21 protein-coding genes and 1 tRNA gene are annotated in these 25,801 nt (G+C 58.2%); 15 read left to right on the top strand and 7 right to left on the bottom strand.

Going from position 1 to position 25,801, the window contains the following annotated elements; genetic code table 11:
• The first annotated feature begins 36 nt into the window (after nt 1-36).
• From HMPREF3155_RS03490 to pgi, 3 genes are all read left to right on the top strand, one after another.
• Nucleotides 37-396 (top strand): chorismate mutase, encoded by a 360-nt coding sequence (locus HMPREF3155_RS03490; RefSeq protein WP_061921220.1) that lies wholly within the window; start codon nt 37-39, stop codon nt 394-396.
• A 51-nt stretch (nt 397-447) separates the two neighbouring features.
• Nucleotides 448-1,794: a Na+/H+ antiporter family protein gene (locus tag HMPREF3155_RS03495; protein ID WP_061921217.1), complete on the top strand. Its 1,347-nt coding sequence runs from the start codon at nt 448-450 to the stop codon at nt 1,792-1,794.
• Between the two features lie 81 nt (nt 1,795-1,875).
• Complete coding sequence (gene pgi, locus HMPREF3155_RS03500; RefSeq protein ID WP_070432580.1) at nt 1,876-3,507, top strand: glucose-6-phosphate isomerase; 1,632 nt, start codon at nt 1,876-1,878, stop codon at nt 3,505-3,507.
• A 33-nt stretch (nt 3,508-3,540) separates the two neighbouring features.
• On the opposite strand, the gene HMPREF3155_RS03505 is transcribed toward pgi, so the two are convergent.
• Complete coding sequence (locus HMPREF3155_RS03505; RefSeq protein ID WP_061921212.1) at nt 3,541-4,386, bottom strand: DNA-formamidopyrimidine glycosylase family protein; 846 nt, start codon at nt 4,384-4,386, stop codon at nt 3,541-3,543.
• Between the two features lie 129 nt (nt 4,387-4,515).
• Complete coding sequence (locus HMPREF3155_RS03510) at nt 4,516-9,408, bottom strand: ATP-dependent helicase (protein ID WP_070432581.1); 4,893 nt, start codon at nt 9,406-9,408, stop codon at nt 4,516-4,518.
• A 34-nt stretch (nt 9,409-9,442) separates the two neighbouring features.
• Between HMPREF3155_RS03510 and HMPREF3155_RS03515 the strand changes: the two genes are divergently transcribed.
• From HMPREF3155_RS03515 to HMPREF3155_RS03575, 12 genes are all read left to right on the top strand, one after another.
• A complete protein-coding gene (locus HMPREF3155_RS03515) occupies nt 9,443-10,201 on the top strand; it encodes a 3'(2'),5'-bisphosphate nucleotidase CysQ (protein WP_070432605.1) in 759 nt (252 codons plus the stop codon).
• 45 nt (nt 10,202-10,246) lie between these two features.
• Nucleotides 10,247-11,053 (top strand): thymidylate synthase, encoded by an 807-nt coding sequence (locus HMPREF3155_RS03520; protein ID WP_210385636.1) that lies wholly within the window; start codon nt 10,247-10,249, stop codon nt 11,051-11,053.
• A complete protein-coding gene (locus HMPREF3155_RS03525; protein WP_070432583.1) occupies nt 11,053-11,595 on the top strand; it encodes a dihydrofolate reductase in 543 nt (180 codons plus the stop codon). The genes HMPREF3155_RS03520 and HMPREF3155_RS03525 overlap by 1 nt, the downstream gene beginning before the upstream one ends.
• Nucleotides 11,596-11,883 (top strand): glutaredoxin domain-containing protein, encoded by a 288-nt coding sequence (locus HMPREF3155_RS03530; RefSeq protein ID WP_062035601.1) that lies wholly within the window; start codon nt 11,596-11,598, stop codon nt 11,881-11,883.
• 117 nt (nt 11,884-12,000) lie between these two features.
• Nucleotides 12,001-12,073, top strand: a tRNA-Arg gene (locus tag HMPREF3155_RS03535).
• 363 nt (nt 12,074-12,436) lie between these two features.
• Nucleotides 12,437-12,643 (top strand): hypothetical protein, encoded by a 207-nt coding sequence (locus HMPREF3155_RS03540; RefSeq protein WP_070432584.1) that lies wholly within the window; start codon nt 12,437-12,439, stop codon nt 12,641-12,643.
• 1,235 nt (nt 12,644-13,878) lie between these two features.
• Nucleotides 13,879-14,178, top strand: a complete 300-nt coding sequence (locus HMPREF3155_RS03545) for a type II toxin-antitoxin system RelE/ParE family toxin (protein WP_246817657.1) — start codon at nt 13,879-13,881, stop codon at nt 14,176-14,178.
• Between the two features lie 14 nt (nt 14,179-14,192).
• Nucleotides 14,193-15,287: a HigA family addiction module antitoxin gene (locus HMPREF3155_RS03550; protein WP_070432586.1), complete on the top strand. Its 1,095-nt coding sequence runs from the start codon at nt 14,193-14,195 to the stop codon at nt 15,285-15,287.
• A 197-nt stretch (nt 15,288-15,484) separates the two neighbouring features.
• On the top strand, nt 15,485-16,516 hold the full coding sequence (locus HMPREF3155_RS03555; RefSeq protein ID WP_061921171.1) for an ABC transporter substrate-binding protein: 1,032 nt from the start codon (nt 15,485-15,487) through the stop codon (nt 16,514-16,516).
• Nucleotides 16,517-16,522: 6 nt separating this feature from the next.
• Entirely contained in the window at nt 16,523-18,139 is a 1,617-nt protein-coding gene (locus tag HMPREF3155_RS03560; RefSeq protein ID WP_070432587.1) for an ABC transporter permease, read from the top strand.
• A 2-nt stretch (nt 18,140-18,141) separates the two neighbouring features.
• Nucleotides 18,142-19,170 carry an ABC transporter ATP-binding protein gene (locus tag HMPREF3155_RS03565; RefSeq protein WP_070432588.1) on the top strand — a complete coding sequence of 343 codons (1,029 nt, stop codon included), beginning with the start codon at nt 18,142-18,144 and terminating at the stop codon, nt 19,168-19,170.
• A gap of 750 nt (nt 19,171-19,920) precedes the next feature.
• A complete protein-coding gene (locus tag HMPREF3155_RS03575) occupies nt 19,921-20,922 on the top strand; it encodes a DUF1906 domain-containing protein (protein WP_070432589.1) in 1,002 nt (333 codons plus the stop codon).
• Here the strand turns inward: HMPREF3155_RS03575 and HMPREF3155_RS03580 are convergent.
• The 5 genes from HMPREF3155_RS03580 to HMPREF3155_RS03600 all read right to left on the bottom strand — a co-directional run bounded on the left by HMPREF3155_RS03580 (nt 20,900) and on the right by HMPREF3155_RS03600 (nt 25,710).
• Complete coding sequence (locus tag HMPREF3155_RS03580) at nt 20,900-22,018, bottom strand: hypothetical protein (RefSeq protein WP_210385637.1); 1,119 nt, start codon at nt 22,016-22,018, stop codon at nt 20,900-20,902. The two genes, HMPREF3155_RS03575 and HMPREF3155_RS03580, sit on opposite strands and share 23 nt — an antisense overlap.
• Before the next feature lie 31 nt (nt 22,019-22,049).
• Nucleotides 22,050-23,702 (bottom strand): solute symporter family protein, encoded by a 1,653-nt coding sequence (locus tag HMPREF3155_RS03585; RefSeq protein WP_062035618.1) that lies wholly within the window; start codon nt 23,700-23,702, stop codon nt 22,050-22,052.
• Nucleotides 23,703-23,705: 3 nt separating this feature from the next.
• The gene (locus tag HMPREF3155_RS03590; protein WP_070432591.1) at nt 23,706-24,050 is read right to left on the bottom strand and encodes a DUF485 domain-containing protein; all 345 of its coding nucleotides are present in this window, start codon (nt 24,048-24,050) and stop codon (nt 23,706-23,708) included.
• A gap of 334 nt (nt 24,051-24,384) precedes the next feature.
• Nucleotides 24,385-25,227, bottom strand: a complete 843-nt coding sequence (locus HMPREF3155_RS03595; RefSeq protein ID WP_070432592.1) for an aldo/keto reductase — start codon at nt 25,225-25,227, stop codon at nt 24,385-24,387.
• 126 nt (nt 25,228-25,353) lie between these two features.
• Nucleotides 25,354-25,710, bottom strand: coding sequence for an FKBP-type peptidyl-prolyl cis-trans isomerase (locus HMPREF3155_RS03600; RefSeq protein WP_061921152.1), 357 nt, complete (start codon nt 25,708-25,710; stop codon nt 25,354-25,356).
• Between the last annotated feature and the right edge of the window lie 91 nt (nt 25,711-25,801).

The following is a 25,801-nucleotide window of genomic DNA, read 5'->3' on the forward strand; positions in this document are numbered from 1 at the left end:
TTCCTTTTTGGTTTCTAAGTGGCAGAATCTTGGGCTATGTCCTCTGCGAACAACCCGACTGAAAACTCCGCACACGCCAATAGCCTCGATACCAACGTTGTGGACAACGGCATGGAGATCCGCATGCCCTCCGGCACCGATGATCCCTTGAGCGATGCGGAGATTCAGAACTATCGCAAGGAAATCAACCGCTTGGATCGCGTTATCCTCGACGCTGCGAAGCGCCGCACGGAAATCTCCCAGACCATCGGGCGCACGCGCATGAACGCCGGCGGCACCAAGCTGGTGCACACCCGCGAGATTGCCATTCTCAACCAATTTCGCGACGAGCTCGGTGAGGAAGGCCCAGCCATCGCCTCTGCACTGCTGCGCATGGGCCGCGGAAAACTCGGCTAAACCTTTCAATAAATTTCATTTTTCTGGATAAAATACAGTAATCTCTTCGCCATGAATGCAGTTCTTGTCGCGGTCATCGTCATGCTCGTCCTCGCGCTTTTGCGTGTGCATGTTGTTGTCGCACTATTCCTTGGCGCGCTGACGGGCGGCCTGCTTTCCGGCATGGGACTCGACGCCACCATGGTCGCTTTCCAGGAGGGCCTCGGTGGCGGTGCCAAAATTGCCTTGAGCTATGCATTGCTGGGTGCCTTTGCCATGGCGGTCGCCGCGGCGGGCGTGCCGCAGCTGCTCGCCAACGCCTTGATTCGGCGGATCGGCGGGGACGGGGCGTCGCCAAGCGCAGCACAAGCCACCAAGTGGATCTTGGTCGCCGGCCTCATCGCTATGGCTGTGATGAGCCAGAACGTCATCCCCGTGCACATCGCGTTCATCCCGCTTATCGTGCCGCCACTGCTCAAGGTCATGAATGCCCTGCGCATCGACCGACGTCTGATTACCTGCTGCCTTACTTTCGGCCTGGTCACCACCTACATGTTCCTACCGGTAGGTTTCGGCTCCATCTTTTTGAATGACATTTTGTTATTCAACATCGGCCAAGCAGGCCTTAATACCGAAAGCATTTCCATCATGCATGTCATGGGAATTCCTGCCCTTGGTATGCTCTCTGGCCTGCTGATTGCCATGTTCTTCAGCTACCGCAAACCCCGCGATTACGCCGATACCCCGCTCAGCAATGAAGAGCCAACCGAAGAAGCCCCGTCGCGTTACAAGATTTGGGTCTGCGTTGTCGCCATCATCGCCACCTTCGGCGTGCAGATTGCGATGCAGGCGATGGATTTCGAATCCGATGGTCTTATGGTCGGCGCCCTGACAGGACTTGGCATCATGTTGGTCACCGGCGCCATCGATTGGCGCAAAGCAGACGATGTTTTCTCCGATGGCATGCGCATGATGGCGCTCATCGGTTTCATCATGATTACTGCCCAGGGCTTTGCCTCTGTCATGACAGCCACAGGTCAGGTCGAGGAACTGGTGAGTGCAACCAGCGATATCTTCGGCAGCAACAAGATGATGGCCGCCGCGGTCATGCTCATCGTGGGACTTGTCGTGACGATGGGCATCGGTTCTTCCTTCTCCACGCTTCCCATCATCTCCGTCATCTATGTTCCACTGTGCATGTCACTGGGCTTTAGCCCCGCCGCGACGGTGGCCATCGTCGGCACCGCAGGCGCGCTTGGCGACGCCGGCTCCCCCGCCTCCGATTCCACCCTCGGCCCCACCGCGGGCCTCGGCGCGGACGGCCAGCACGATCACATCCGCGATTCGGTCATCCCGACCTTCCTGCACTTTAATATCCCGCTTCTCATCGCCGGCTGGATTGCAGCAATGGTCCTGTAGCTAACGGCAAAATGCTCCCGCGTGGACTACGGTGGTATCCGTAATTTTTAGTGTCTGACTAAAGCCAGAAAGGCCCTTGTAATGGACATCACCACCCAGCCCCAGTGGAACGCACTTGAGCAGCTCTTTGCGGAGAAGAAAGACCTCAATCTACGTGAGCTCTTCGCCGCTGACCCGCAGCGTGCGGCTCGCTTAACTTTCGACGCTGCGGGGCTGCATGTCGATCTTTCCAAGAACCTGGTCGATGACGATGTCCTCACGGCATTGGTAGAACTTGCACGGGCTGCAGACGTAGAAGGCCGCCGCGATGCCATGTTCGCCGGCGAACACATCAACAACACTGAGGACCGCGCCGTATTGCACACCGCCCTGCGTCAGCCGGCAGACTCGGAGCTTAGCGTCGATGGCCAAGACGCAGTAGCTGACGTTCACGAAGTTTTGGGCCGCATGCGTGCCTTTTCTGATTCCCTGCGCGATGGCAGCTGGCTGGGGCATACGGGCAAAAAGATCCGCACCGTGGTCAACATCGGCATCGGCGGCTCCGACTTGGGCCCGGCCATGGCCTCGAAGGCGCTGCGCAGCTACGAAGACGCCGGCATCAAGGCACTTTTTGTCTCCAACGTTGACCCGGCTGACATGGCTGCAGCGCTGGACCAGGTAGAAGCTGAGGAGACTCTGTTCATCATTGCTTCTAAGACCTTTACCACCCAGGAGACCCTGACCAATGCGCACGCGGCGCGCGCGTGGCTCATCAATAAGTTGGGTGATGAGGCGGCAGTGGCCAAGCACTTCGTTGCTGTATCGACCAACGCCGAGAAAGTCTCCGAGTTCGGCATCGACACTGCGAACATGTTCGGCTTCTGGAACTGGGTGGGCGGCCGCTACTCCATGGATTCCGCCATCGGCCTGTCCCTGATGTGCACCATCGGCGCGGATAACTTCACGGACATGCTTGCCGGCTTCCATGCGATGGACGAGCACTTCCGCACCGCGGAGCTTGCGCAGAACCTACCGGTCCTGATGGGCATGCTCGGCGTGTGGTACTCCGACTTCCACGGCGCACAGACCCATGCGGTCCTGCCTTATTCTGAGGACCTAGGCCGCTTCCCTGCTTATCTACAGCAGCTGACCATGGAGTCCAACGGCAAGTCCGTTCGCCGCGACGGCACCGCAGTTTCCACCGGCACTGGGGAAATCTACTGGGGCGAGCCGGGCACCAACGGCCAACACGCTTTCTTCCAGCTTATCCACCAGGGCACTCGCCTTATCCCGGCGGACTTCATCGGTTTTGCTCGCCCGCAGCAGGATTTCCCTACTGCCGACGGCACCGGCTCCATGCACGATCTGCTGATGGGTAACTTCTTTGCTCAGACCAAGGTTCTGGCATTCGGCAAGACTGCCGAGGAAATCACGGCGGAAGGCGTTGCCCCTGAGCTGGTTCCTCACAAGGTCATGCCAGGCAACCGTCCGACCACCACCATCATGGCGGAGCAGCTGACCCCGGCTGTGTTGGGCGCGCTCATCGCGCTCTACGAGCACATCGTGTTCACCCAGGGCGTTATCTGGGATATCAATTCCTTTGACCAGTGGGGCGTGGAGCTGGGCAAGCAGCAGGCTAATGACTTGGCGCCGGCAGTCTCCGGCAAGGAGGAAGCCGCATCCGGCGACCAATCCACCGACGAGCTCATTGGTTGGTACCGCTCCAACCGCTAAGCGCCTAGCACTTAACGGTTGGCTCGAAACTAATTAAGCCCCGGCCCGGGAATAGGGCTGGCAATGCGGGCACCACCAGATGATGCGCTCCAGCTCGCCTTCTTCCCCGCCGGCGTCAACGCCGCCGAGCGTCGACTTGGCAATTGGCGTGCCACACCGCCTGCACTTGGCGTTATTTCTGCCGAAGACATAGGTGGTCTCCCCGGCGCGCCGCACACCCGTGGTCACGCGCACTGGGGAGTTGCGGTTGGCCCACATGATGCGCCGCGATATCTCCAGAATCCGCGGCACATCCACTTGGGCCACGCGAAGGGCTGGGTGCACGCCCGCGATGAAGCAGGCCTCCGCCCTGTATTCGTTGCCGATTCCGGCCACGTTTTTCTGATCCAGCAGCGCCGCCCCAATGGTACGGGTGGGCTGGCTTAAGATTCGCCGCGCGGCTTCGTCCGCGCCCTCAGACTCCCACTGCTCGCTCAAGATATCTGGGCCCAAATGCGAAATCCGCTCGTTGTACAAGGAGGCAGGATAGGCCTCGACCATGCCCAGCCAGTGGCCCACCAGCTCAATATCGCGCGGGCTACTAGCGAGCTGCAGCACCACCCGCGCACTATGGCCCGGCTTGCGCCACCTATCGCCCTTGTAGTGAATGGCCCACTGGCCTTCCATCTTCAAGTGAGTATGCAGCACCAAGCTTTCGGCATCGGGCCGCGCGAACTGCATGAAAAGATGCTTTCCATAAGGCCACACACGAGAAACTGTGCTGCCCTCCAAATGCACGGTGGCATACCGGGGCACCCTAAGCGACGCCCCGGTGACCTCACGGCCGGTCATAAACTGCAGCTTATTGGACAACTGCAGGACGGAATCACCTTCTGGCATGCAACCAGTCTAACTAGATGGCAAAACCAGCTCGTTAAAGATGAGGTACCCGGTAGCCGCTGAGGCCCGTGGCACATGGATTTACCGTCTCGGATTTACCATCCTGGTTTTACCGTTTGAGTCCTGTTTCTAGCGGCGGCTGCCCCGCGGACGAAATCCACCCGGCGCGCCACGGCCTGGTTCGGGAGGATCGTTAAAGCTTAAATCCGGTAGCTCCGCCAGAGCTTCCGAAACGCTTCGGCCGCGGCGTGGCTCCATGGGCTTTTGCCAGGGGTCGCTGCGGTTGTCTTCGATGCGGCGGGACGTGCGCGGCGGCGCAGCCTTGGCCGAGATCCGCACGCCGCGGGGACTGATACCTGCGCCAAGGCCTCGCAAGCGAGTGGAGATTTCCGATTCGAATGCGGGCGCTCCGTTGATTTTCTCAATCACCAGCGGGCTCAAACGCCCTGCGGCGATGAGCTCCGTGAGACCTTCAAGCACTTTGCCAAGCACTTCATCAGCATCGATGTCTTCAGGCAGGGCGTCCAAGAAAGTTGTCAGCGTCTTTCCACCGCGGGTTAGATGCGCCACGCAGAGCCCGTCCATCAGCACCACTAGGGCACCGGCGCTACGGGTGGGGCCGTGGCCGCTGTCCGCGCCATCGCGCTGCGGCCAAGCAAGGGCTGCACCATATGGGTTGGCGGGATCCGTCGCGGCGAGCACGTAGGTATTAACTTCCGCAGTGCTCGCAGTGCCAGATGGCCAGCCCGTCACGTCGGGAGAATCGTTCATACCACGCAAGCGATCGATGACCGCGGGAGTAGAAAACTGCGCCGCGCCAAGCCCTTCAATCACATAGCCGCGCATCGCCTTGCCAGATTCCTCAAAGCCAGAGAGCACTTTATAGGCCAGCGCGAAGCCGCCGAGCACGTCCTCGGCCACCACGGAACCCCGAGTCAGCACGCCATAGCGGTCAAGCCAAGCCTCACCGTGTGCTACGGAGCGGCTCGTCGCGTCGACGCCTTGGCCTGACACGGAAGCAGCCCAACGGCCGGCCACGTCCGGGGCGGTTGCGGCCCCGCCGAGGCCCTGCGTTTGGGCAAAGGACGTGCGTCCCATGCGCAGCCGGGAACGGGTGGGGCGTCGCTTAGCGCGGTGCGCAGTTGCTCCCGAGCGCGAGCCGGCCGCGGCAATGTGTGTGCGGATTGGCGCAAAGGAATCGGGACTAACCAGGCCCATTTCTACCAGCTGCCACAGCGCTTCCCGCAGCTCCTCGGCAGTGCCCGGCACCTGCGCCGCGATATCGTTGAACAGGTAGCTGCCGCCACCGCGCAGGACCTCCAACGCCGCTAATTGCAACATGCTCAGCCCCTGTTCATCCGGGTTAACCTGCGGCGCCAACTGCGCCGCATAGTCCACCGGCAGCAACATGATCCAAGGGTCATTCGTGCCAGCCTTGCCAGCGCCCACGATGAGCACCTCGCCGTTAGAGGTCAGCTCATCGAGCATGGTCGGTGAGTAATCGCCCACGCGCGTCGGCAGAATCAGCGACTCCCACGCAGAGGCTGGCAGACGCACGCCGGCGAGCTGTTCAATCACGCTGTAGACGCCATCCGCCCCGCGTAGCGCAGGACGCTTGCCCACGGGCGCTACCTGCTGCCAATCGGGCAAGAAGCGTCCGAAAGCGGCGGCGCTAACAGGCTCCGTTGCAGCGCGTGCCGCTGCCAGCGAGCGCGAGCGAATGGTGCGCAAGACCTCCGCAGCGCAGTACTCGGTCTCCTCGATTCCTTGGCGGTAGCGGCCTTCCACCACGCTATCGAGACTCGCCAGCGCGGTGTGTGCTGCCGAGGCCGAAAGGCCAAAGGCCGCCTGCAAGTCCCCCAGCACGAAAGGACCGCGGGTGCGTGCCCAACGCGAGACCAGCTGTTGCAAGGCATCGGTGATGGTGGACTGTTGCGCGGCAACACCAGGCGGGACGGGCACGCCGAGTCCGTCGCGAAGCAGCGGCGCATCAAGAGGTTGCGCGAAGTGCTCGCGTCCGGCAATGCGCACCCGCATCACGCGGGCGCCCAGAGAATCAATTGCACTCAGCGGCACCGAGGCATGCTCCGCCATCTCTTCCACCGGAATCGGCCCCAGCACCCGCAGCAGGTCCGCGACTTCCTCCGTCGTGCGGGCCCGACGCTCCGCGGAGGTGCGCTGCAGCTGGGCATGCACCTGCTCGATGACCTCCGGATCTAAAAGCTCCCGCAGCTCCACCGTGCCCAAAAGCTTGGCCAGAAGCGCCGGATCAAGCGCCAGCGCCGCCGCCCGCTTTTCCGCCAGCGGAGAATCACCCTCGTACATGAAGGCGCCGGTGTAATTAAACAGCAGCGTCGAAGCAAAAGGCGAAGGCTGCTCTGTGGTCACCTCCGCGATGCGAATGCGACGCAAAGCCAGCTCGCGCATGGTTTCCGTCAACGCCGGCAGATCATAGACATCCTGCAGGACCTCGCGGACCGTCTCCAGGATGATGGGAAAGGAAGGGTACTTCCGCGCGACGTCGAGAAGCTGTTCTGCCCGCTGACGCTGCTGCCACAGCGGCGCGCGCTTGCCGGGATTGCGGCGCGGCAGCAACAGCGCACGCGCGGCACACTCACGAAAACGCGAGGCAAAGAGCGCGGAACCGCCCACCTGCTCGGCCACGATGTCCGAAATTTCATCGGCGTCGAAAAGAAAAAGCGCAGCATCCGGCTCCTTTTCCCCCTCGGGCAAGCGCAGGACGATACCGTCGTCGCCAGCCACTGCTTGCGCGTCCATGCCGGTCAGCTCCGCCACCCGCTGCCCCACCGCAAGCGCCCAGGCGGCATTCACACCCCGGCCGAACGGCGTGTGCAACACCACGCGCCAATCCCCGAGTTCGTCCTTAAAACGCTCGAGAACCAAGGTCTTCTCATCCGGAATAACACCCGTGGCCTCATGCTGTTCCTGCAGATAGGCCACGATGTTATCCACCGCATGCCCATCTGCGTCCTGGATGATCTCTGGAGAAAGGTGCACCTGCCGGCGATACGCACCCAAGGCCTTGCCCAGCTCATAAGGACGCCCTGCCTGGTCGCCATTCCAGAAAGGCAACCGGCCAGTGTGCCCCGGCGCAGGGGTGACAATCACCTGATCGCGCGTGATTTCCTCAATGCGCCAGCTAGTAGCACCCAAGGTAAAGATATCGCCCACGCGGGATTCATAGACCATCTCCTCGTCGAGCTCACCCACGCGCCGGGGCGCGGCATTTTCTGCCCCCGCAGGAAGGAAGACACCAAACATTCCACGGTCCGGAATCGTGCCGCCGTTGGTAACGGCCACGCGCTGCGCACCAGGGCGCGGGCTCAGCCGGCCAGTGATGCGGTCGAAGACCACGCGGGGTTTGAGCTCCGCGAAGTCCGTGGAGGGATAGACGCCGGAGACCAGGTCGATGACGGAATCGAATACCTCCCTGGCCAAATCGCGATAAGGCCACGCGCGGCGCACCATGGCGTACCAGGCATCCACATCTAGGCCACCCGCATTATCTGGGGAGGTAACCGGAGCAACCTCGGCGGCGGCGACGGCTGCCACGGTCTGCTGTGCCAACACATCTAACGGATTCTGCGGGGAGTGCATCTCCTCGATGAGGCCCTCGCGCATACGCGCCACGGTAAGAGTGGATTGCACAAGGTCAGCACGGTGCTTCGGATAGAAAGAACCCTGCGATACAGCGCCCACGGAGTGCCCGGCACGGCCCACACGCTGCAGACCAGAGGCTACCGAAGGCGGTGATTCCACCTGCACCACTAGATCGACCGCGCCCATGTCGATGCCCAGCTCTAGCGAGCTGGTGGCCACCACTGCTCGCAGTGTTCCTTCCTTGAGCATCGTTTCAGTCAATGTGCGCTCATCCTTCGACACCGAGCCGTGGTGTGCGCGAGCGATGACGGCAGGTGCCTTGCCGGCGACGTCGACTTGCTTCATCAGCTGCGCTGGGTCCCGGCGCGTAGCAGGCGACAAGCTTTCCGGATCATGCTCCATGGCATAAAGCTCATTGAGCCGGGAGGTCAGGCGCTCCGCGGTACGCCGCGAGTTCACGAACACGAGCGTGGAGCGATGCTCCATGATTTCGCCGTAAAGGTCTTCTTCAATAAACGGCCAAATGGATTTCGCGGTGGGCAATGCCGAATCAGCCACCGCCGCGGGGCCAGTAATGCCCAGTGGATCATCCACTGTCATCTCACCGATAGTGGAGCCTTGCTCTGGGGTGGGCAGATCCGACATGTCTTCCACAGGCACGTGGACATCAAGCTGCCAGCGTTTTTCAACCGGCGGTGCCACGATTTCCACGGGCCTGTCGCCGCCCAAAAAATTCGACACTGCAGAAAGCGGGCGCACCGTTGCCGATAGCCCGATGCGCTGGAACTCCCCCGCCACGGCCGCCAGCCGCTCGAGCGTGAGCGCCAAGTGCACGCCACGCTTGGTGCCAGCCAGGGCGTGGATTTCATCGATGATGACGGTATCGACGGTAGATAGGATGCCCGCGGCCTTCGAGGTCAGCATCAAATAAGCCGACTCCGGAGTGGTGATGAGGATATCCGGCGGGCGGCGTACCTGCCGGGAGCGTTCTGCAGAAGGTGTATCCCCGGAGCGTACGCCGACGGTGATGTCGGGGGCGTCAAGTCCTAATCGTTCTGCTGCACGAGCGATACCGTTCAGCGGAGCACGCAGGTTATTTTCCACGTCCACGCCAAGCGCCTTCAGCGGGGAGATATACAAAACCTTGACGCCTGAGTTGCCGCCCTTTGCCGGCTGTCCTACGGGCAGTGCAGTTTGGCCTTCCTTTTCCACGAGGGAATTTAGGGCCCATAAAAACGCCGCCAGGGTTTTACCGGAGCCGGTGGGGGCGACCACGAGCGCATGGTTGCCGGATGAGATCTGCTCCCATGCCTCGCGCTGTACGGGCGTGGGCGCTGCGAAAACGTCCTCGAACCATTGCCGGACTTGGGGCCGGAAGCGGGTTAGGACGTTTTTGTTCATGCCTTACTTTATCGTGCGCGGTAATCTAGCATGCATGACCGTCGAGATTTCTGATTCCCGCCTGACCAATTCACTAGCCAACGGCTGCGGTGAGATCCTCAAAGGTGTGCGCAACGGTGGCCTGCTGCGCGGCCTCGCGCTTGGCGACGCCGGCGATGAAGCCGCACAAGAATGGATCACCCGGGTAATTTCGCAACACCGCCCCGAAGACGGCCTGCTTTCCGAGGAAGCAGCAGACGATCTCAGCCGTTTGAAGAAGGAACGCGTGTGGATCGTCGATCCCCTCGATGGCACCAAGGAGTTTGCCACCGGCCGCCAAGACTGGGCTGTCCACATCGCACTCGTGGTCAACGGCATGCCACAGCATGCGGCCGTGGCCATGCCAGATTTGGGCGTGACCTTCCGCTCCTCCGATGCCCGGGCCGTTACCGGCCCGCTTTCTAAGAAGTTTGTAGTCTCCCGCAACCGTCCGCCCCAGGTGGCTTCCCATATTGGGGAGAAGATGGGATTTGAAACCGTCGGCATCGGTTCTGCCGGCGCCAAGGCAATGCACGTTCTGCTCGGTGACTTTGACGGCTACATCCACTCTGGCGGCCAGTACGAATGGGACCAGGCTGCGCCGGTGGGCGTTGCCATGGCAGCGGGCCTGCACTGTTCCCGCTTGGATGGCTCTCCAATTCGTTTCAACAACGAGGACACCTTCATCCCAGACCTGCTCATCTGCCGACCGGAACTCGCCGATGAAATCCTGGAGCACGCTGCTGCCTATGCCGAAGAAAACGGCGGCTTTTAGGCGTTCCATAACCTTTTAGGCGTTTCAGCAAAAAGGCTTCTAAACTTGAAAACCATGATCCAGACCCCATATGAGGACCTCCTCCGCAAAGTTTTGGAAGAAGGCGCGGACAAAGGTGACCGCACCGGCACCGGCACGCGCTCAATTTTCGGAGCGCAGTTGCGCTATAACTTGGCGGAGTCTTTCCCGCTGCTGACCACCAAGAAGGTCTACTTCCACGGTGTTATCGGCGAGCTGCTGTGGTTCCTCAAGGGCGATTCCAACGTGAAGTGGCTGCAGGACAACAACGTCCGCATCTGGAATGAGTGGGCTGACGCCGATGGCGAGCTGGGCCCTGTCTACGGCGTCCAGTGGCGCTCGTGGCCTACCCCGGATGGCACGCATGTTGACCAGATCCAGCAGGCTCTGGACACACTGCAGAATAATCCGGATTCTCGTCGCAACCTGGTCTCCGCCTGGAATGTGGCAGAACTAGACAAAATGGCGCTTATGCCCTGCCACCTGCTATTTCAACTCTACGTCGCAGACGGCAAGCTCTCCCTGCAGGTCTATCAGCGTTCGGCGGATATGTTCCTGGGCGTGCCTTTCAACTTGGCTTCCTATGCTGCGCTGGCCCACATGTTTGCGCAACAGGCTGGCCTGGAGGTCGGCGAGCTCATCTGGACCGGCGGCGACTGCCACATCTACAACGACCACCTAGAGCAGGTCAAGGAGCAGCTCTCCCGCGAGCCACGCCCCTATCCGCAGCTCAAGCTCCACAAGGCTGACTCGTTGTTCGACTACACCTTCGACGATTTCGAGGTCGTAGGCTACGACCCACACCCCACCATCAAAGCGCAGGTTTCCGTCTAATGCTGGGTGCTATTTGGGCGCAGTCCCTGGACGGCATCATCGGCGATGGCTCCGTCATGCCGTGGCACGTACCAGAGGACCTCAAGCACTTTAAGGAGGTCACGCTGGGCTCGCCCGTAGTGATGGGCCGACGCACGTGGGAATCGCTAAACCCGAAGTTTCGCCCGCTGCCAGGCCGCGATAACTATGTTCTCTCCCGCAAGGAGCCGGGCCAATGGTCCGCTGGGGCGAGCACAACCAGCAACCTCAACGACGTAACTTCCACGCTTTCCGACGCCTGGATCATCGGCGGCGGCCAGTTATATGCCTCAACCTTGGATGAGGTCGACGTCATCGAAATTACGTTGATGGGCGTTAACATCGGGGACGTCTACGGTGATGACGCAGTCTATGCCCCCGCAGTTCCGGAGACTTTCGGCTTGGCGGCTAGCACTGATTGGCTCACTTCTGAAAAGGGCCACCTGGCCATTCCGGGGCAGCCGCCGAGTGAGCTGCCGATTAAATACCGCTTTTTAACTTATGAACGAAAGGACGCCGCTTAAATGACCGTCGCAACTCCCGAAACCACCGAGCACGTCACGATCTTCTACGCCGACTGGTGCCCGTTTTGCGCGAAGCTGCTCAAGGCGCTGAACCGCACGGAGACGCCATACGCGCTTGTCGACGTCGAGGCCGAAGGCACTGAGGACATCAACGAGTGGATCAAGTCCGTCAATGACGGCAACCGCATCGTGCCAACCGTGCTTTACTCCGACGGCACCTCCGTTACCAACCCGGCTGCCTCCGCCGTGCGCAAGAAGCTCGCTGAGCTCGACGGCTCCGCCGAATAGTGCGAATAGCTCAAGTAGCTGCCGCCTCCAGCACACAAACGCCGAAGTTAAACATCCGATTTAACGCAGCCACATACCGTGCTGGTAACCTAATTGCGTTGCTTTAAAGCAACCCCCGCCCCAGTAGCTCAGGGGATAGAGCACGGCTCTCCTAAAGCCGGTGTCGGTGGTTCGAATCCACTCTGGGGCACCGTGCGAAGTCTCGAGACATCGTTCCGGTCGGTGTCTCGAGTTTTTCGTTTTCACTTGCCCAATTGCTAGGTGAGTCTGTTGTCTTTTGGTTGTAGTAGCTCTTGCCGTCGATCAGTGTGTAGGCGGCGATATGAAGTGCCCCGTCGAGTCCAGGGTGCTGGGTGGACGAACCACTAACCGTGTCGGTGAAGATGCGGAAGACTTTTTCTTTTTTAATGCTGTGGTTCGCCGGTTTTGTTTCGTTATCCATGTACCTACCCCAGCGGACAATGGGTCAAATGCGTCGAATGCAATTCCCGAACTGTCCATCTAGGGTGTAGACTACCTCGCCAGTGATAAATACATTTCTTCAACAAGGACTATGTCTTTACAAAACCCCGTCGGCCCATCTCCCGAATCTGAGTACATTGATGCAGATCGGCTTGCAGCCGAATGGAACCCAGACGAGTTTCCGCTGGTTGATTTGAATGCCCCAGTTTCCCGAGAGGGCATTCCAGAAACTGTGCTTCTTCAGCTGCAACAAGAACAAGCTAAACGAGATTCATCCACCCCCCTGGAAAACCAGTGATACTAGTAGCCGTTCCCGCCTTGGCGGCAGGACTCATTTGGGGCCTAATTACAGGAATTATTTTTACCACAATAAACCACCGTCGCTACTTTAGGGAAAATGAAAAGACACTGGGCTCCAAAGTGAAGCTTGGCGCTTTTAGTTTATTCTGTTCCATTGTTTTCTTTATATGGATTAAACCGGGAGGGTTTGAAAACTACCTATTAAGCGCAGCGCTTGTATCCCTCACTTTCGGCGTGGGAACATTCATTTCAGCAAAAACGATAATGTCAATATGGGGTCCGGAAAAACTTCCACGACCGGGCAATGATAAACCTTCCACTTGAGCAAATTAAGAATAAGAAGGACTCTTCCCGAACCCAGTAGACAAACTCAGCTTATGATTAGCGAAATTGGCGAGCTTCTCGAAGAGGCTCAGCGGTCTGGCTTAGCTACAAGCGAATTAGGGCTATGCGCACAATCACGCTTCTTCGAAACTAGTCTGCTGAGTTGGCTTGAACAACATAGCTTTCAGCCGCTGAAAAGTCGGTCAAATGAGGGTCCGATTTCTGAACTAACACCTCAAACACGGGAAATTGCCAGTCCACTCTCGCTAAGTACCGCCACCGGTCTTGACCAACAGTCGATGCATACAGACGGAGCTCATCTACGGGCCACACCAGACTTTGTGCAGCTACTTACCGCGACGCTTGAGACAGTACGCTGCCGGCGGCCTTCTTCGCAGCCGCACTATAACTCTTGCCGCGCAGCACCTTACTGGACGCCTTCCCTGCAGACCTTCTGGTCTGGTTGGGGTTGCGAGCCACTCTCCCCTCCCTTCCTAACAGGCGGATGATTCCCGGGACGAGGCAGCTAGCACCCCAGCTTGTGCGGCTTGATCGTAGCGGTCCAGGTCTTGACGGTGGTGACCCTGACGGCCACTGGCCCCTTGCGGACCGTGCGCACCTGGCGTCAAATGGTTGCCATTCTCTCCCCTCTCGAGTCAATCAGCCCGAGGGGAGAGATGCTCCGCTACTGCATCAGAAGATGCATGGATTCTGACAGCTCTCAGGACTTGCCGGCGGGGCACTTCGTTGCAGCGAGGTGCCCCTTTTTTCATGCCTGGCCCCATCTTGCAGAAACGGAATATCTGGGATATTATACTTCACACGATGGGTGATGAGCGCTAGATGAGTAGAGAAGAATGAGTCACGTCAGATGGGCGCGGCGCTAGCGAACTGGACGAGGTGGACTTGGTGCGCATCCTCTTCGAGGACGACGAACTTCAACGAGTGGCCGAGGATGCCTCCTACATCCCCAAACGATGGGGTTCGGACATCATTAAGGCATATCGCAAGAAAATCCAGATCCTGAAGGGAGCCGTGGACGAACGTGACCTGCGGGCCATGCGGTCGTTACATCTGGAACAACTGAAAGGCGACCGAGCCGGGACCTCTTCTATCCGCCTGAACAAGCAGTTTCGGCTCATCCTCAAATTCACAACCAACAGCGATGGCCGCGTGGTCATCGTTATTGAAATGGTGGATTACCACTGAGAGAAGGTGAACTCATGAATACTCCAATTGCGGCGGAGCTATTCCCAGCCGGAGAGATCCTCGCTGACGAGCTAGACGCACGCGGCTGGACTCAAGCCGACTTTGCCGAGGTGCTCGGACGTCCGGCACAGTTTGTCTCGGAGATTATTTCTGGAAAGAAGGAGATTACGCGCGAATCTGCAGCCCAGATCGGCGCCGCCCTGGGCACCTCCGCGGAATTCTGGCTTAACCTCCAGGACTCCTATCTGCTATGGAAACAGTCCCAGGACGACCGGATACAGGACAACCTCAACGCCGTGAAAACCCGCGCACAGTTACGAGAGCTGGCCCCCGTCCCCCTGCTCGTCAAGCGGGGGTACATCACAGCCACCGACGTCCAGAGTCAGGCATACGAGGTGCTGAACTTATTTGGCAAAAAATCCTTTGAAGATCCCTTGGGAATAAGCTTCGCCGCCCGCCGCAGTAACCACGAGGAAAATGTCACCGTTCTGCAGGAAGCGTGGGCGGCTTGTGTTAGAGCAACTGCCAGCGCCCTCGACGCTGCCCCCTACTCCCGTAAGGCACTAGAAGACCTCGCCCGGACGCTGTCGAGTAGAGCGCGTGACCCGCTGGCGTTTGCTGAGTTCCAGACTCTGTTCGCCGAGACGGGGGTGAGGCTTGTTTATGTGGAGGCTTTTCCGGGAGGAAAACTCGATGGCTGCGCCATGATGGTCGACGGGCACCCCGTGATTGGCATATCAGGACGAGGGAGGCGGCTCGATAAGATACTATTTACCATCCTGCATGAAACAGCCCATATATTATTGGGTCACCTTGTCGATAATGGCGAGGTCATCCTCGATGACCTATCAGATGACAGTGCCAATAATGAAGCCGAGGCAGACCAGCTGGCCAGCGAACTCGCGATCTCTAGCCCTCTACCGGCGGTTCCTGATCGTGTGCACTCATCCTGGATTAAAGAACAAGCCAGCCACCTAGGGGTTCATCCCATCACCCTGATTGGAAGGCTTCAAAAAAAGGGTGACCTGTCGTGGAAAACTACTCTCGTACGCAACGCTCCCACCGTCATCGCTCAGCTTGAAAGCTGGAAATCACCCATCCCATCTTGACTGGGAACGTTAGCTTCGTTCATCATCAGACCGTTTAATGCAGTCTTGAAAGGGCGACTTAACCACCTCACCCTCCAAGCACCCGATCAAGGGTGCTAAAAATTTACTGCACGTTTACATCGATCCCAAGTTGTCTTAACTTCAGTGCAGTTAGATTGATGTTCCTGATCACTATTCTCTCTGGAGGAACTCCCACGATGAAGTCGAAGCACACTTCTCTCTCTGCCATAGCCCTTGCTTCAACCGTCCTTCTTACTTCGTGCGGTGAGCCTGCGTCCAACCAAGAAGATTCACAGGCGACCAGCGACTCAACCTCAATAACCGTCTATACCTCCGAACCAGAGGAAAAGGTCGATGAGATCAATGCGGCCTTCAACGAGGAATACCCCGATATCGAGGTCAATGTATACCGCGCTGGCACCGGTGATTTGAACGCCCGCATCTCTTCAGAGAAGCAATCTGGCGACATTGAAGCGGATGTTTTCTGGGCAGCCGATGGACCTACCTTTGAAAATTACGCTGAGGATGGTGACCTCATCGAGCTTGCCGATGTCGATTCCGATGACATCATCGACGAGGCCAAGGACGACAAGAATTTTTATGTCGGCACGCGCATAATCCCTACGATAATTGCTTATAACACCGACGAGATCGCAGAAGACGATGCCCCGACCTCCTGGGCGGATCTCACCGATCCGAAGTACAAAGACAAACTCGTCTTACCTAACCCAGCGGTCTCCGGTGCAGCGGCATTCAACGCCTCAGCGTGGAAGAATAATTCAGACCTCGGAGAAGCGTGGATCGAAGATCTGGGCAAGAATGCCCCGATGATCGCAGACTCCAATGGCCCTACCTCCCAAGAAATCGCCTCCGGTTCCAAGCCCGTGGGCGTGGTCGTCGATTACTTAGTCCGCGACCTGGCGGATAAGGGGTCCCCAATTGCCCTCGCCTACCCCACCGAAGGATCACCATATATTTCTGAGCCTGCGGGCGTATTCAAAGACTCCCAGGAACAGGAAGCAGCCCAGAAATACATCAACTTCCTGCTTTCAAAGAAGGCACAAGAAATCGCCGTCGAGCAGTCGTACCTCCCGGTGCGTGAGGACGTGGGAACCCCAGCAGGCACCCCTGAACTCACAGACATTGAGCTCATGGACCAGGACTTGGGGAAAATCACCAAGGATAAAGACGCCGCCGTCGAGGTATTCCAAAAGGCAGTGTCTTCCTAGTTCTTGGTGGCCCACTTGTTGAAAAATTCCTCCGTATCCGCGCTACGCGTTGGCGTGTGGCTGATTGCCATTGGCCTGTTCATCGCGCCTTTGACCCTTGTTGTCTCCCTTGCACTGGGCGGAAACCAAATTCCCATCTTGCTAGAGCAAGGGCTCGGCATCGCCACATGGAATTCGCTATTTACCACGGCGCTTTCGGCTCTCGCTGCCGTCATCATCGGCACCGTTATTGCCATCGCGCTAGACCGCACAGATATCTACGGCTCTTCGGTACTGCGCCTATTCTTGCTTTCGCCTCTCTTGGTTCCGCCATTTATCGGAGCGATCGCCTGGATTCAACTCTTCGGCCCGAATCAGGGCTTGAATAAGCTTTTTGAGTTCGAAATATGGAATATCTACGGCGCAGACGGGGTCATTGCGCTGATGACTATCCATTCTTTTCCCACGGCATATGTCATCATTTCTTCAAGCTTGCGCTCCATCTCCCCCGATTTTGAGCTAGCCGCCCGAGTATCTGGGGCTTCCGTGATGACAGTTCTGCGCACGGTCACCCTTCCACTCCTGCGCCCCGCACTATTGTCCGCGTTCACTCTCACAGCAATTGCTAATCTGGCTGATTTCGGCATTCCCGCTATCATCGGATCGCCGGCTCGGTTCGAAACGCTCGCGACGATGATTTACCGGTTCATTGATTCCGGCACCGTATCCAACCCCTTACAAGTGGTCTCGACCATCGGCGTTGTCCTCTTATTTTTGGGAATCGGCGCAGTAATCATGGACTATCTCACCTCCCTGAAAAACTCGTCTTCTACACATGACTCCGGAAGTCCGGCGCGTTTCGCACTGCATTCGGCGCGCTGGCCGGTCACGATCATCATGTGGGTGTGCGGGCTCGCCATATCCATTGGCCCAATTCTCGGTTTGGCCTACCGCGCATTGCTGCCAGCTCCTGGGGTTCCATTTACCTTAGAAACCATCTCGCTGGCGAACTTTAGCAGCGCTTTATCCAACCCGCGCGTCATCGACGGACTCAGTAATTCCGCATTTCTGTCAATAACCGCCGCGATAATCTGCGGGGTTCTTGGTTGGGTCATCGGAATTCTAGTGACCCGAACTCAGGCTCGAGGAAATACGCTTTTAACCCTTTCTGCACTGCTACCGAGCGCGCTGCCTGGGCTTATCATCGGTGTCGCCTGGCTGATTGCCGGGCGCTATACCGGGCTGTATAACACCATTTGGATAATCCTTATCGCCTACGTCTGTGCTTTTACCGCACTCGTTGTCCAGGCCGTGCGTGCCCCGCTAATAAGCACCCCGGTCACCATGGAAGAAGCAGCGCGCATTTCCGGCGCCACGCCGCTTAAGGCGCTATTTACTACCACCGGCGCGATGACCATTCCAGCGGCGATATCCGGTGCGGTGCTCGTAGCGGTGACCGCGATTCGAGAACTTACTATTTCCGTACTCCTCGTCGCACCCGGAACGACAACACTGGGTGTCCAAGTCTTCAACCTGCAACAGGCAGGAAATTATAACCAGGCATCGGCACTCGCCCTGCTCTTTGCGCTACTTGGCATCATTGCCGTCGCACTGACTATCCGTGCTCCCAAGGTAAGGACTTAATAATGGCGAAAATTGCAGCTTCCCACCTCACGGTCACTTTTCCGGACGGAACCACCGGCCTGCGCGATATCAACCTCTCCATCGAACCTGGGGAACTCATTGCACTCGTTGGCCCGTCAGGCTCCGGTAAAACCACGCTCTTACGCACCATCGCTGGTTTTATTTCTCCATCGTCAGGTGAGCTTTACATAGATGGCCGGCAGATGACTGCTATTCCTCCCGAGAAACGCAGCATCGGCATGGTCTTCCAACAGCACGCGATCTGGCCGCACATGTCTGTTAAAGACAATGTTGGCTACCCGTTGCGCCAGGCGAAAGTAGCAAAGCCCGAGCGCGAAGAGCGCATTTCTGAGACTTTAGCTCTCGTGGGCCTGCCAGGATTCGAGAACCGTACTCCGGACAGCCTTTCTGGTGGGCAGCGCCAGCGCGTTGCGCTGGCCCGGGCGATCGTTGCTAATCCCACGGTTTTATTACTGGATGAAGCTCTTTCAGCCCTCGATGAACCATTGCGCGATAATTTGCGCCGCGAGCTGGTAACCCTGACGCAAAAGCAGCGCTTAACCACGGTGCACGTCACCCACGATCGCGCCGAGGCGCTGGCAATCGCAGATAGAGTCGTGGTTCTAGATGGCGGCGAAATCCAGCAGATTGCTACCCCACAACAGCTGCTGGAAAATCCCGGAAGCCCGCTGGTCGCGGGATTTATTGCGGATGCCACAATAGTCCAGGCCGCTGTCTCAGGAGGCCGCGTCGAGTGCCCAACCCTTGGCATTTCTTGGCCATTGAGTGAAGTCTCCGTGCGGGGCGAAGGCACTAAGGCCGCCATCCTACCGCACCACGCAACAATCGTGGAGGAAAACCATCCAGGTGCCACGGTTCCAGCAGTAGTTGACTCTGCCATTTACGAAGCCGGCCACTACTCCGTTACCGCCACCCATGGATCGGGAACCACATTCCGCACCACCGCGGACGATAAGCCAGCGATGGGACAAACGGTGCGCATCCGCTTCGCGCCGCCCTTGGTTTTTTAGATCACCACCCCGCAAGAACCATGACCAGCTCAGCGATGGCACGGCGCCGCCGTTTTGCAGCGGTTACACCCGCCGTCTTAAGCATAAAATTTTAGGCTAATACCGATCACAGCCGACACGGAACGCTGGTTATCACACCCATCTTCATCACCATGCTCTCAGAAGGCAGTGTCGTATATAGTCTGAACCCGCTTGAACTCTAAGCCATAAGTGAGAGCACTAAGCAATCCTGCATTGACCTTAACGGCGTGGAAATTCCGGTATACCGCGCCATCAATCCGGATGACGCCAGCATCTCGCTCGTCCGCCGGGAACGGCTAGTTATCGTTGGAGGGACACCTGTTGGCGGCCGTCGCGGGGTCTGCCGCAGTGGAGGTAGACGTCGTAACGTCCCAGCGCGCGGAGCCGAAATCTTTTGATGTGCACGTGGAAGGCGACCGCGTAAATGAGGACGGGGCATCGCGCCAGTCGGAGGTTCGCGTGGGCTTCGATCTATCGTTCCCGGAAACCCCCCGAGGGCAACCAAGCGCGCAGGCTCGTGGACAACCTGATTCGCATCTCCCATGAGAAGGACTGCACGGTATCGCGCACGGTTGAGAACTCCACGCAAGTGACGTTTAGGAACGACTCAAAATAGTTTCCCGAAGTAAAAGCGCGACATGCGGTTGCACTCCGGGAATGCCCCAAGACCTCCTGCTATGGTGCAATTGTTAACCACTGTGGCAAATGTGATTACTGCAGGAGCTCAACATGTCACCATCTTTCTCCCGTCGCGACCTCTTAAAGGTCAGCGCTCTCGCCCTGACCGCAGGCGCCATCGGTTCTGCCGTTCCGAATGCAGCGGCGCTTGGACCGGTGCGCGGCACCATCATCGACTTCGCCGTCGGAGTGCCTTCCGCCGCAGGCATCAAGCGCGCGGGCCACCTCGGCGCCATCCGCTACGTTTCCAAGCGTCGCCCCGGCGCCGAATCCTGGATGACGGGCAAGCCAGTCACCTTGCAGGAGACCAAGGCTAATGCCGCGCAGGGCTTAGCGACGGCCTCCATCTACCAGTTTGGCCGCGCCGAAACCGCCGATTGGAAGCAAGGTGCCGCAGGTGCAGCCATCCACGCCCCGCAGGCTATTGCCCTGCACAAGGCAGCAGGCGGACCGACCAATCGCCCGATTTACATCGCGATTGACGATAACCCCACCCGCGCCCAGTACGACCAACAGATCAAGCCTTACCTACAGGCCTTTAGCCGCCTGCTTTCGGCAGCGGGCTACCAGACCGGCGTATACGGCAACTACAACACCATCGAGTGGTGCGTGCGCGATGGAATCGGCTCCTTCTACTGGATGCACGATTGGGGTTCGAACGGCAAGATCCACCCACGCACCACGATTCACCAGCTGCCGGGCAACATGCAGCGCACCATCGACGGCGTCACCGTGGACATCAACGAGGTCTACGCCCGCGACTGGGGTCAGTGGATGCCGGGCCAGAAGGCCCCGAAGGCACCTGCTGCACCAGCCAAGCCTTCCGCACCGAAACCGGCCGCACCGGCACAGCCGGGCAACATCCCGGGTATCTCCCCGCAGTCTTCTGATGCGATGGGTGCGCTTAGCTCCCAGGTAGAGCACGCGGTGCCAGGCATGCGCATGCCGCGAGTAAACCAGAACGGGATCTCCTACGGCGGCTCTTCCGTCTCCCAGGACCAAATCAAGGGAGCCATCGACCTAGCTTCTACTATTCAGAACGCTTTGAAGTAGCGCTTTCAGATTGAGCCGACGAGGTCGGCTCTTTCTTTTTGTCCTTCTTTTTCTCGGCGCTCTTCTTGCCGGCGTCGGTAGGCTCCTTGCTCTTATCCCCGCGCTTGGCCTTGCCACCGTCTTTGCTCTGGTCCTTATCAGAGCTCTTCTTCTCGGACTTCGGCAGAGTCGAGGTCACGGTGATGGTCGTCCTGGAAGCAGGCGCAGAAGGCTTCGAAGGACTTACAGGAGCAACGCTCTCACCGTTGAGCGCCTTTTGGTAGCGATCAGTCCCCTTACGCAGGTTGCTGCCCGTTACCGCGTCTTTTACAAAGTTCGTGAGATCATCGGCGCTGCCATAGGTGGTAGCTGCAACAACGAAGTTCTTGCCAAAGGAAACCGAAGAGTGCAGGGTCTTGTCATTTGACCAGCCCCACTTGGTGCCCACTACATTTTGCAGTTTCGCCGTGCCGTAGTCCTGCTCGTATCCGTCTTCCGAGATGGGATCGGCGTGGGCCATCGCCACCAGGACCGGGTGGGTGGGGTTATCTTCCTTCAGCTGCACCACGAAGCGCACCACGTCATACATGGAGGTCACCGAGGTGCCCCATTGATCACCGGCCTTCGTGGCCTGCAATCCATATTCCTTTGCCACGGAGTCAATGGAATTCGGGTACTTCTCAAAGAGATCTTCTGCGCTTGCATCTGAGGAGCTGGCGATCATATCTAAGGCTTCGTATTTATCCTCGAAGCTTCCCTTTTCTAGCACGTAGGTCGCGATATACAGCTTGATAAGGCTCAATGCCGGGCGCGGCTCATGCTCATTTGCCGTTGCCATACGCATTCCATCACCGATGCGGTAGTAGCTCAGCTGCTGGTCTTCATTACCCGCGAGGAACTGACTGACGTCATCGGGGACGTCGGAAAGCGCAGGCTCCCCCAGCTCATGCCGAAGGTCGGACGCAGACGCATTGCTTGCCGACGCCGAGGTGGCCTTACTATCGTGCTGCTGCGACGGTGTACATGCGCACAGCAGGCCGCCGGCGAGTGAAAACGCGGCGAGGGCGGTACCGACCTTCATCGGCACCGCCTTCGTTTTAGACAAAGAATCGAGCACGCATTAGATAATACTCAGAGCTCTGCCAGGTTTAGTGGTTGACTGGGGCCTCCACGCCAACGCCGGTCAGAGACCGTACCTCCATCTCTGCGGACAGATCCTCAAAGTCATCCGGCGGGGTCAGGATGGAAACCAACCAGCCTGCGATGAATGCCAGCGGAATGGAAACCAGGCCCGGATTCGACAGTGGGAACAGCGCCCAATCCGCGTTCGGGAACATCGAGGTCTCAGAACCAGATACTGCCGGGGAGAAGAAGATGAGCAGCAGGCAGGAGATGACGCCGGTGTACATGGACGCCACCGCACCGGCCGTGTTGAAACGACGCCAGTAAAGCGAGTACAGGATAGTCGGAAGGTTTGCAGAAGCCGCGACGGCGAAGGCGAGAGAGACCAAGAACGCGACGTTTTGAGTCATGGCCAGAATGCCCAGGATGATGGCGGCGATGCCGAGGACTACGACCGTAACTTGCGAGACGCGGACTTGCTCCGACTCGGTGGACTCTCCCTTACGAATAACCGCGTGGTAGATATCGTGCGCGATAGATGCAGACGCGGTAATCGCCAGACCTGCAACTACTGCCAGCACCGTGGCGAATGCAACCGCCGAGATGACAGCCATGAATACCGAGCCGCCAAGCTCTAGCGCCAGAAGCGGCGCTGCGGCATTGGCCCCGCCCGGCGCGGCCAGGATGCGGTCCGGGCCCACGAGTGCCGCGGCACCGTAGCCCAGGATGAGGGTCATCAGGTAGAAAGCACCGATAATGACGATGGCCCAGGTCACGGAACGGCGCGCCTCAGTTGCAGTCGGAACCGTGTAGAAGCGCATGAGCACGTGCGGCAGGCCGCCAACGCCGAGCACCAGAGCGATACCGAGGGAAACGAAGTCCAGCTTGGTGGTCAAAGTCTTTCCATACTTTAAGCCTGGTTCCATGATTTGAGAAGCTTCGTAGCCCTTCTCCTGGAGGTAATCCGAGCCCGCATGCATATCGACGGCGTCGGAGAACAAGGTGCTAAAGCCGCCCTTCACCGCAATGAAGGTCATGATGCACATCGCCACGACGCCGGTGACCAAGAGGACTGCCTTGATCATCTGCACATAGGTGGTGCCCTTCATACCGCCCACCAGAACGTAGACGATCATCAAAACACCCACGATGCCAACCACGACCGCCTGCCAGGTGAAGTCATGGATATCCAAAAGCACCGACACCAGGGAGCCTGCGCCGGCCATCTGCGCAATCAGGTAGAACAGCGAGACAAAAAGCGTAGAGATGGACGCCGCCACGCGTACCGGGCGCTGCTTCAAACGGAAGGACAACACGTCTGCCATGGTGAAGCGACCAACGTTACGCATCGGCTCGGCAACCAGCATCAACGCCACCAGCCAGGCCACGAAGAAGCCGACAGAATACAAGAATCCGTCATATCCGTTGAGAGCGACCGCGCCGACGATACCGAGGAAGGACGCGGCAGAAAGGTAGTCGCCGGAAATGGCCAAACCGTTCTGGCGGCCAGAGAAGGTGCCACCACCGGTGTAGAAGTCCGAGGCCTTCTTCGTGGTCTTTCCTGCCCTTAAAACCACCCACATGGTGATGACAAGAAACGCACCAAAAACGGCGATGTTGAGCACCGGGTTTCCGGAGCCTTCTTGCGCTGCCTCAGCAGCTAGGTTGAAGGTCAGCATAATCTATCCCTCCAATGCCTCACGAATAGCTGCTGAACGCGGCTCAATTTTCTTGTTGGCGTACTTGACGTAGATCCACGTAATCGCGAACGTGGTGACAAATTGGGCGAGCCCGAATACGAGCCCCACGTTCCACCCACCGCCAATTTCGGTGCCCATGAATCCAGGCACAAAGACGGCAGCCAACACGTAGATGACGTACCACAGGAAGAAGGCAATGGTCATCGGGAAAGTGAAGTTACGATATGCACCGCGTAACTGCTTAAACTGCGGGCTATCGCGCATCTCGATGAAGTCCTGCGCTGTCGGTTCGCGGCGCTCGAGCATCGAGGTAGGTGCGCTAGTCATGTCGCTCTCCTTGGGTTCTCAAGATTCCACACGAAAGTGATTAATGAACCACACGAGATAGAGATAGTGTGATGAATCACGTTTCGCCTTACGAGTAAGTTACCCAATTCACATTGCGAGGTTGTAAAGCTTGCCAATCGATTTTTGATTAGCAAGCCTTAGCTACCCCCTAACCCCATTGCTTACTGCACTTTTTAAAGCGTGAAAAGTACCCCCATATCTTTCAACGCTCGAGTTTGCAAACATTGCGAAAGGCCATATGTCAAGAAAAGGCGGCAGAGAACAATGCCGTTCCCTGCCGCCTCTAAGCCGTTTTCCGGGCCGCCTTTAGCGTTTAGCCCGGAAACTCACGCGGGTCCTTGTACAAGCGCCCAGCCGCGCCGTTATCGAGGGCGTCGATTGCCGCAATGTCATCGTGGCTAAGCTCCAGCTGCGCGGCCGCCAAGTTCTCCTCTAGGCGCTCACGCTTGGTGGATTTCGGGATTACGGAAATCCCCTTGGCTAGAAGATAGGCGATTGCTACCTGTCCCGGGGTTGCCTCAAGGCGCTGCGCCACATTCTTGATCTCCGCATTGTTAAGGACCTCTCCCCTCGCCAGCGGCGACCATGCCTCTGTAACAATGCCATGTTCATCATGGAATTCTTGCAACTCCGGCTGGGTAAACCCCGGATGCAGCTCCACCTGGTTCAACACTGGAACGATACCCGTTCGCGCGATGATCTCCTGCAGCGTTTCCTCGTAGAAGTTAGCCACGCCGATGGAAGCGATCTGTCCCATGCCCTGCAGACGAGCCATCTCCTCAAAGGTCTCCACATAGAGTCCAGCCTGTGGCCACGGCCAGTGGATCAGGTAGAGGTCTAGGTAGTCCAGCTGCAGCTTCTTCAGCGATTCAGTAAATGCTGCGTCTACCCCCTTCGCCCCGTGGCTATCATGCCAGACCTTGGAGGTGATGAAGAGTTCATCACGGGTGACGTCACCGGCGCGCATCGCATCATTTAGGGCCTGGCCTAGCTCTGCCTCGTTCTCATACAAGGTTGCAGTATCGAAATGGCGGTAGCCGAGCTCGATGGCTTCACGCACCGCCGTGATACATTCCTGACCCGTCATCTTGTAGGTGCCCAGACCAAGCTGTGGCATCTCGCGATCATCATTAAAAGAGATAAATGGGACACTCATGGTTCCATTGTGCACGAGTTTCGCCACGCGCGACGCCGAAAATTCAAGTTCTTGCCCCCACAAAAAGAAACTCCACCTTCTGCCCAAGCAATTCGGGCAAAAGGTGGAGCCAAAAAGAAACGTTATTTACGCACGCAGCAGGTCGATAACGAAGACCAAGGTGCGTCCAGCAAGTGGATGCGCTCCGCCAGCTGGGCCGTATGCCTTCTCCGGAGGGATGATGAGCTTGCGACGGCCGCCCACCTTCATGCCCGGGATACCTTCCTGCCAACCTGCAATGAGGCCAGTCAGCGGAAACTCGATGGACTGTCCGCGACCCCAGGAAGAGTCGAATTCCTGGTTGTCCTCATACGAGACGCCCACGTAGTGAACCTCAACAAAGCCACCCGGCTGTGCCTCTGCGCCGTCGCCGACGATGATGTCCTCGATAACTAGCTCAGTCGGGGCCGGCTCAGTATGAGCCTCAATTACGGGCTTATCCATTGGGGAAAATCCTCCTTGGGAAACGTTTGTGATATCGATTCGGCGCCTAGTTGTCTCGCTTTTAGGCCGAGAACTAGGCCTGCACGAACGG

Source organism: Corynebacterium sp. HMSC06D04 (assembly GCF_001807315.1).
Lineage (GTDB): Bacteria > Actinomycetota > Actinomycetes > Mycobacteriales > Mycobacteriaceae > Corynebacterium > Corynebacterium simulans.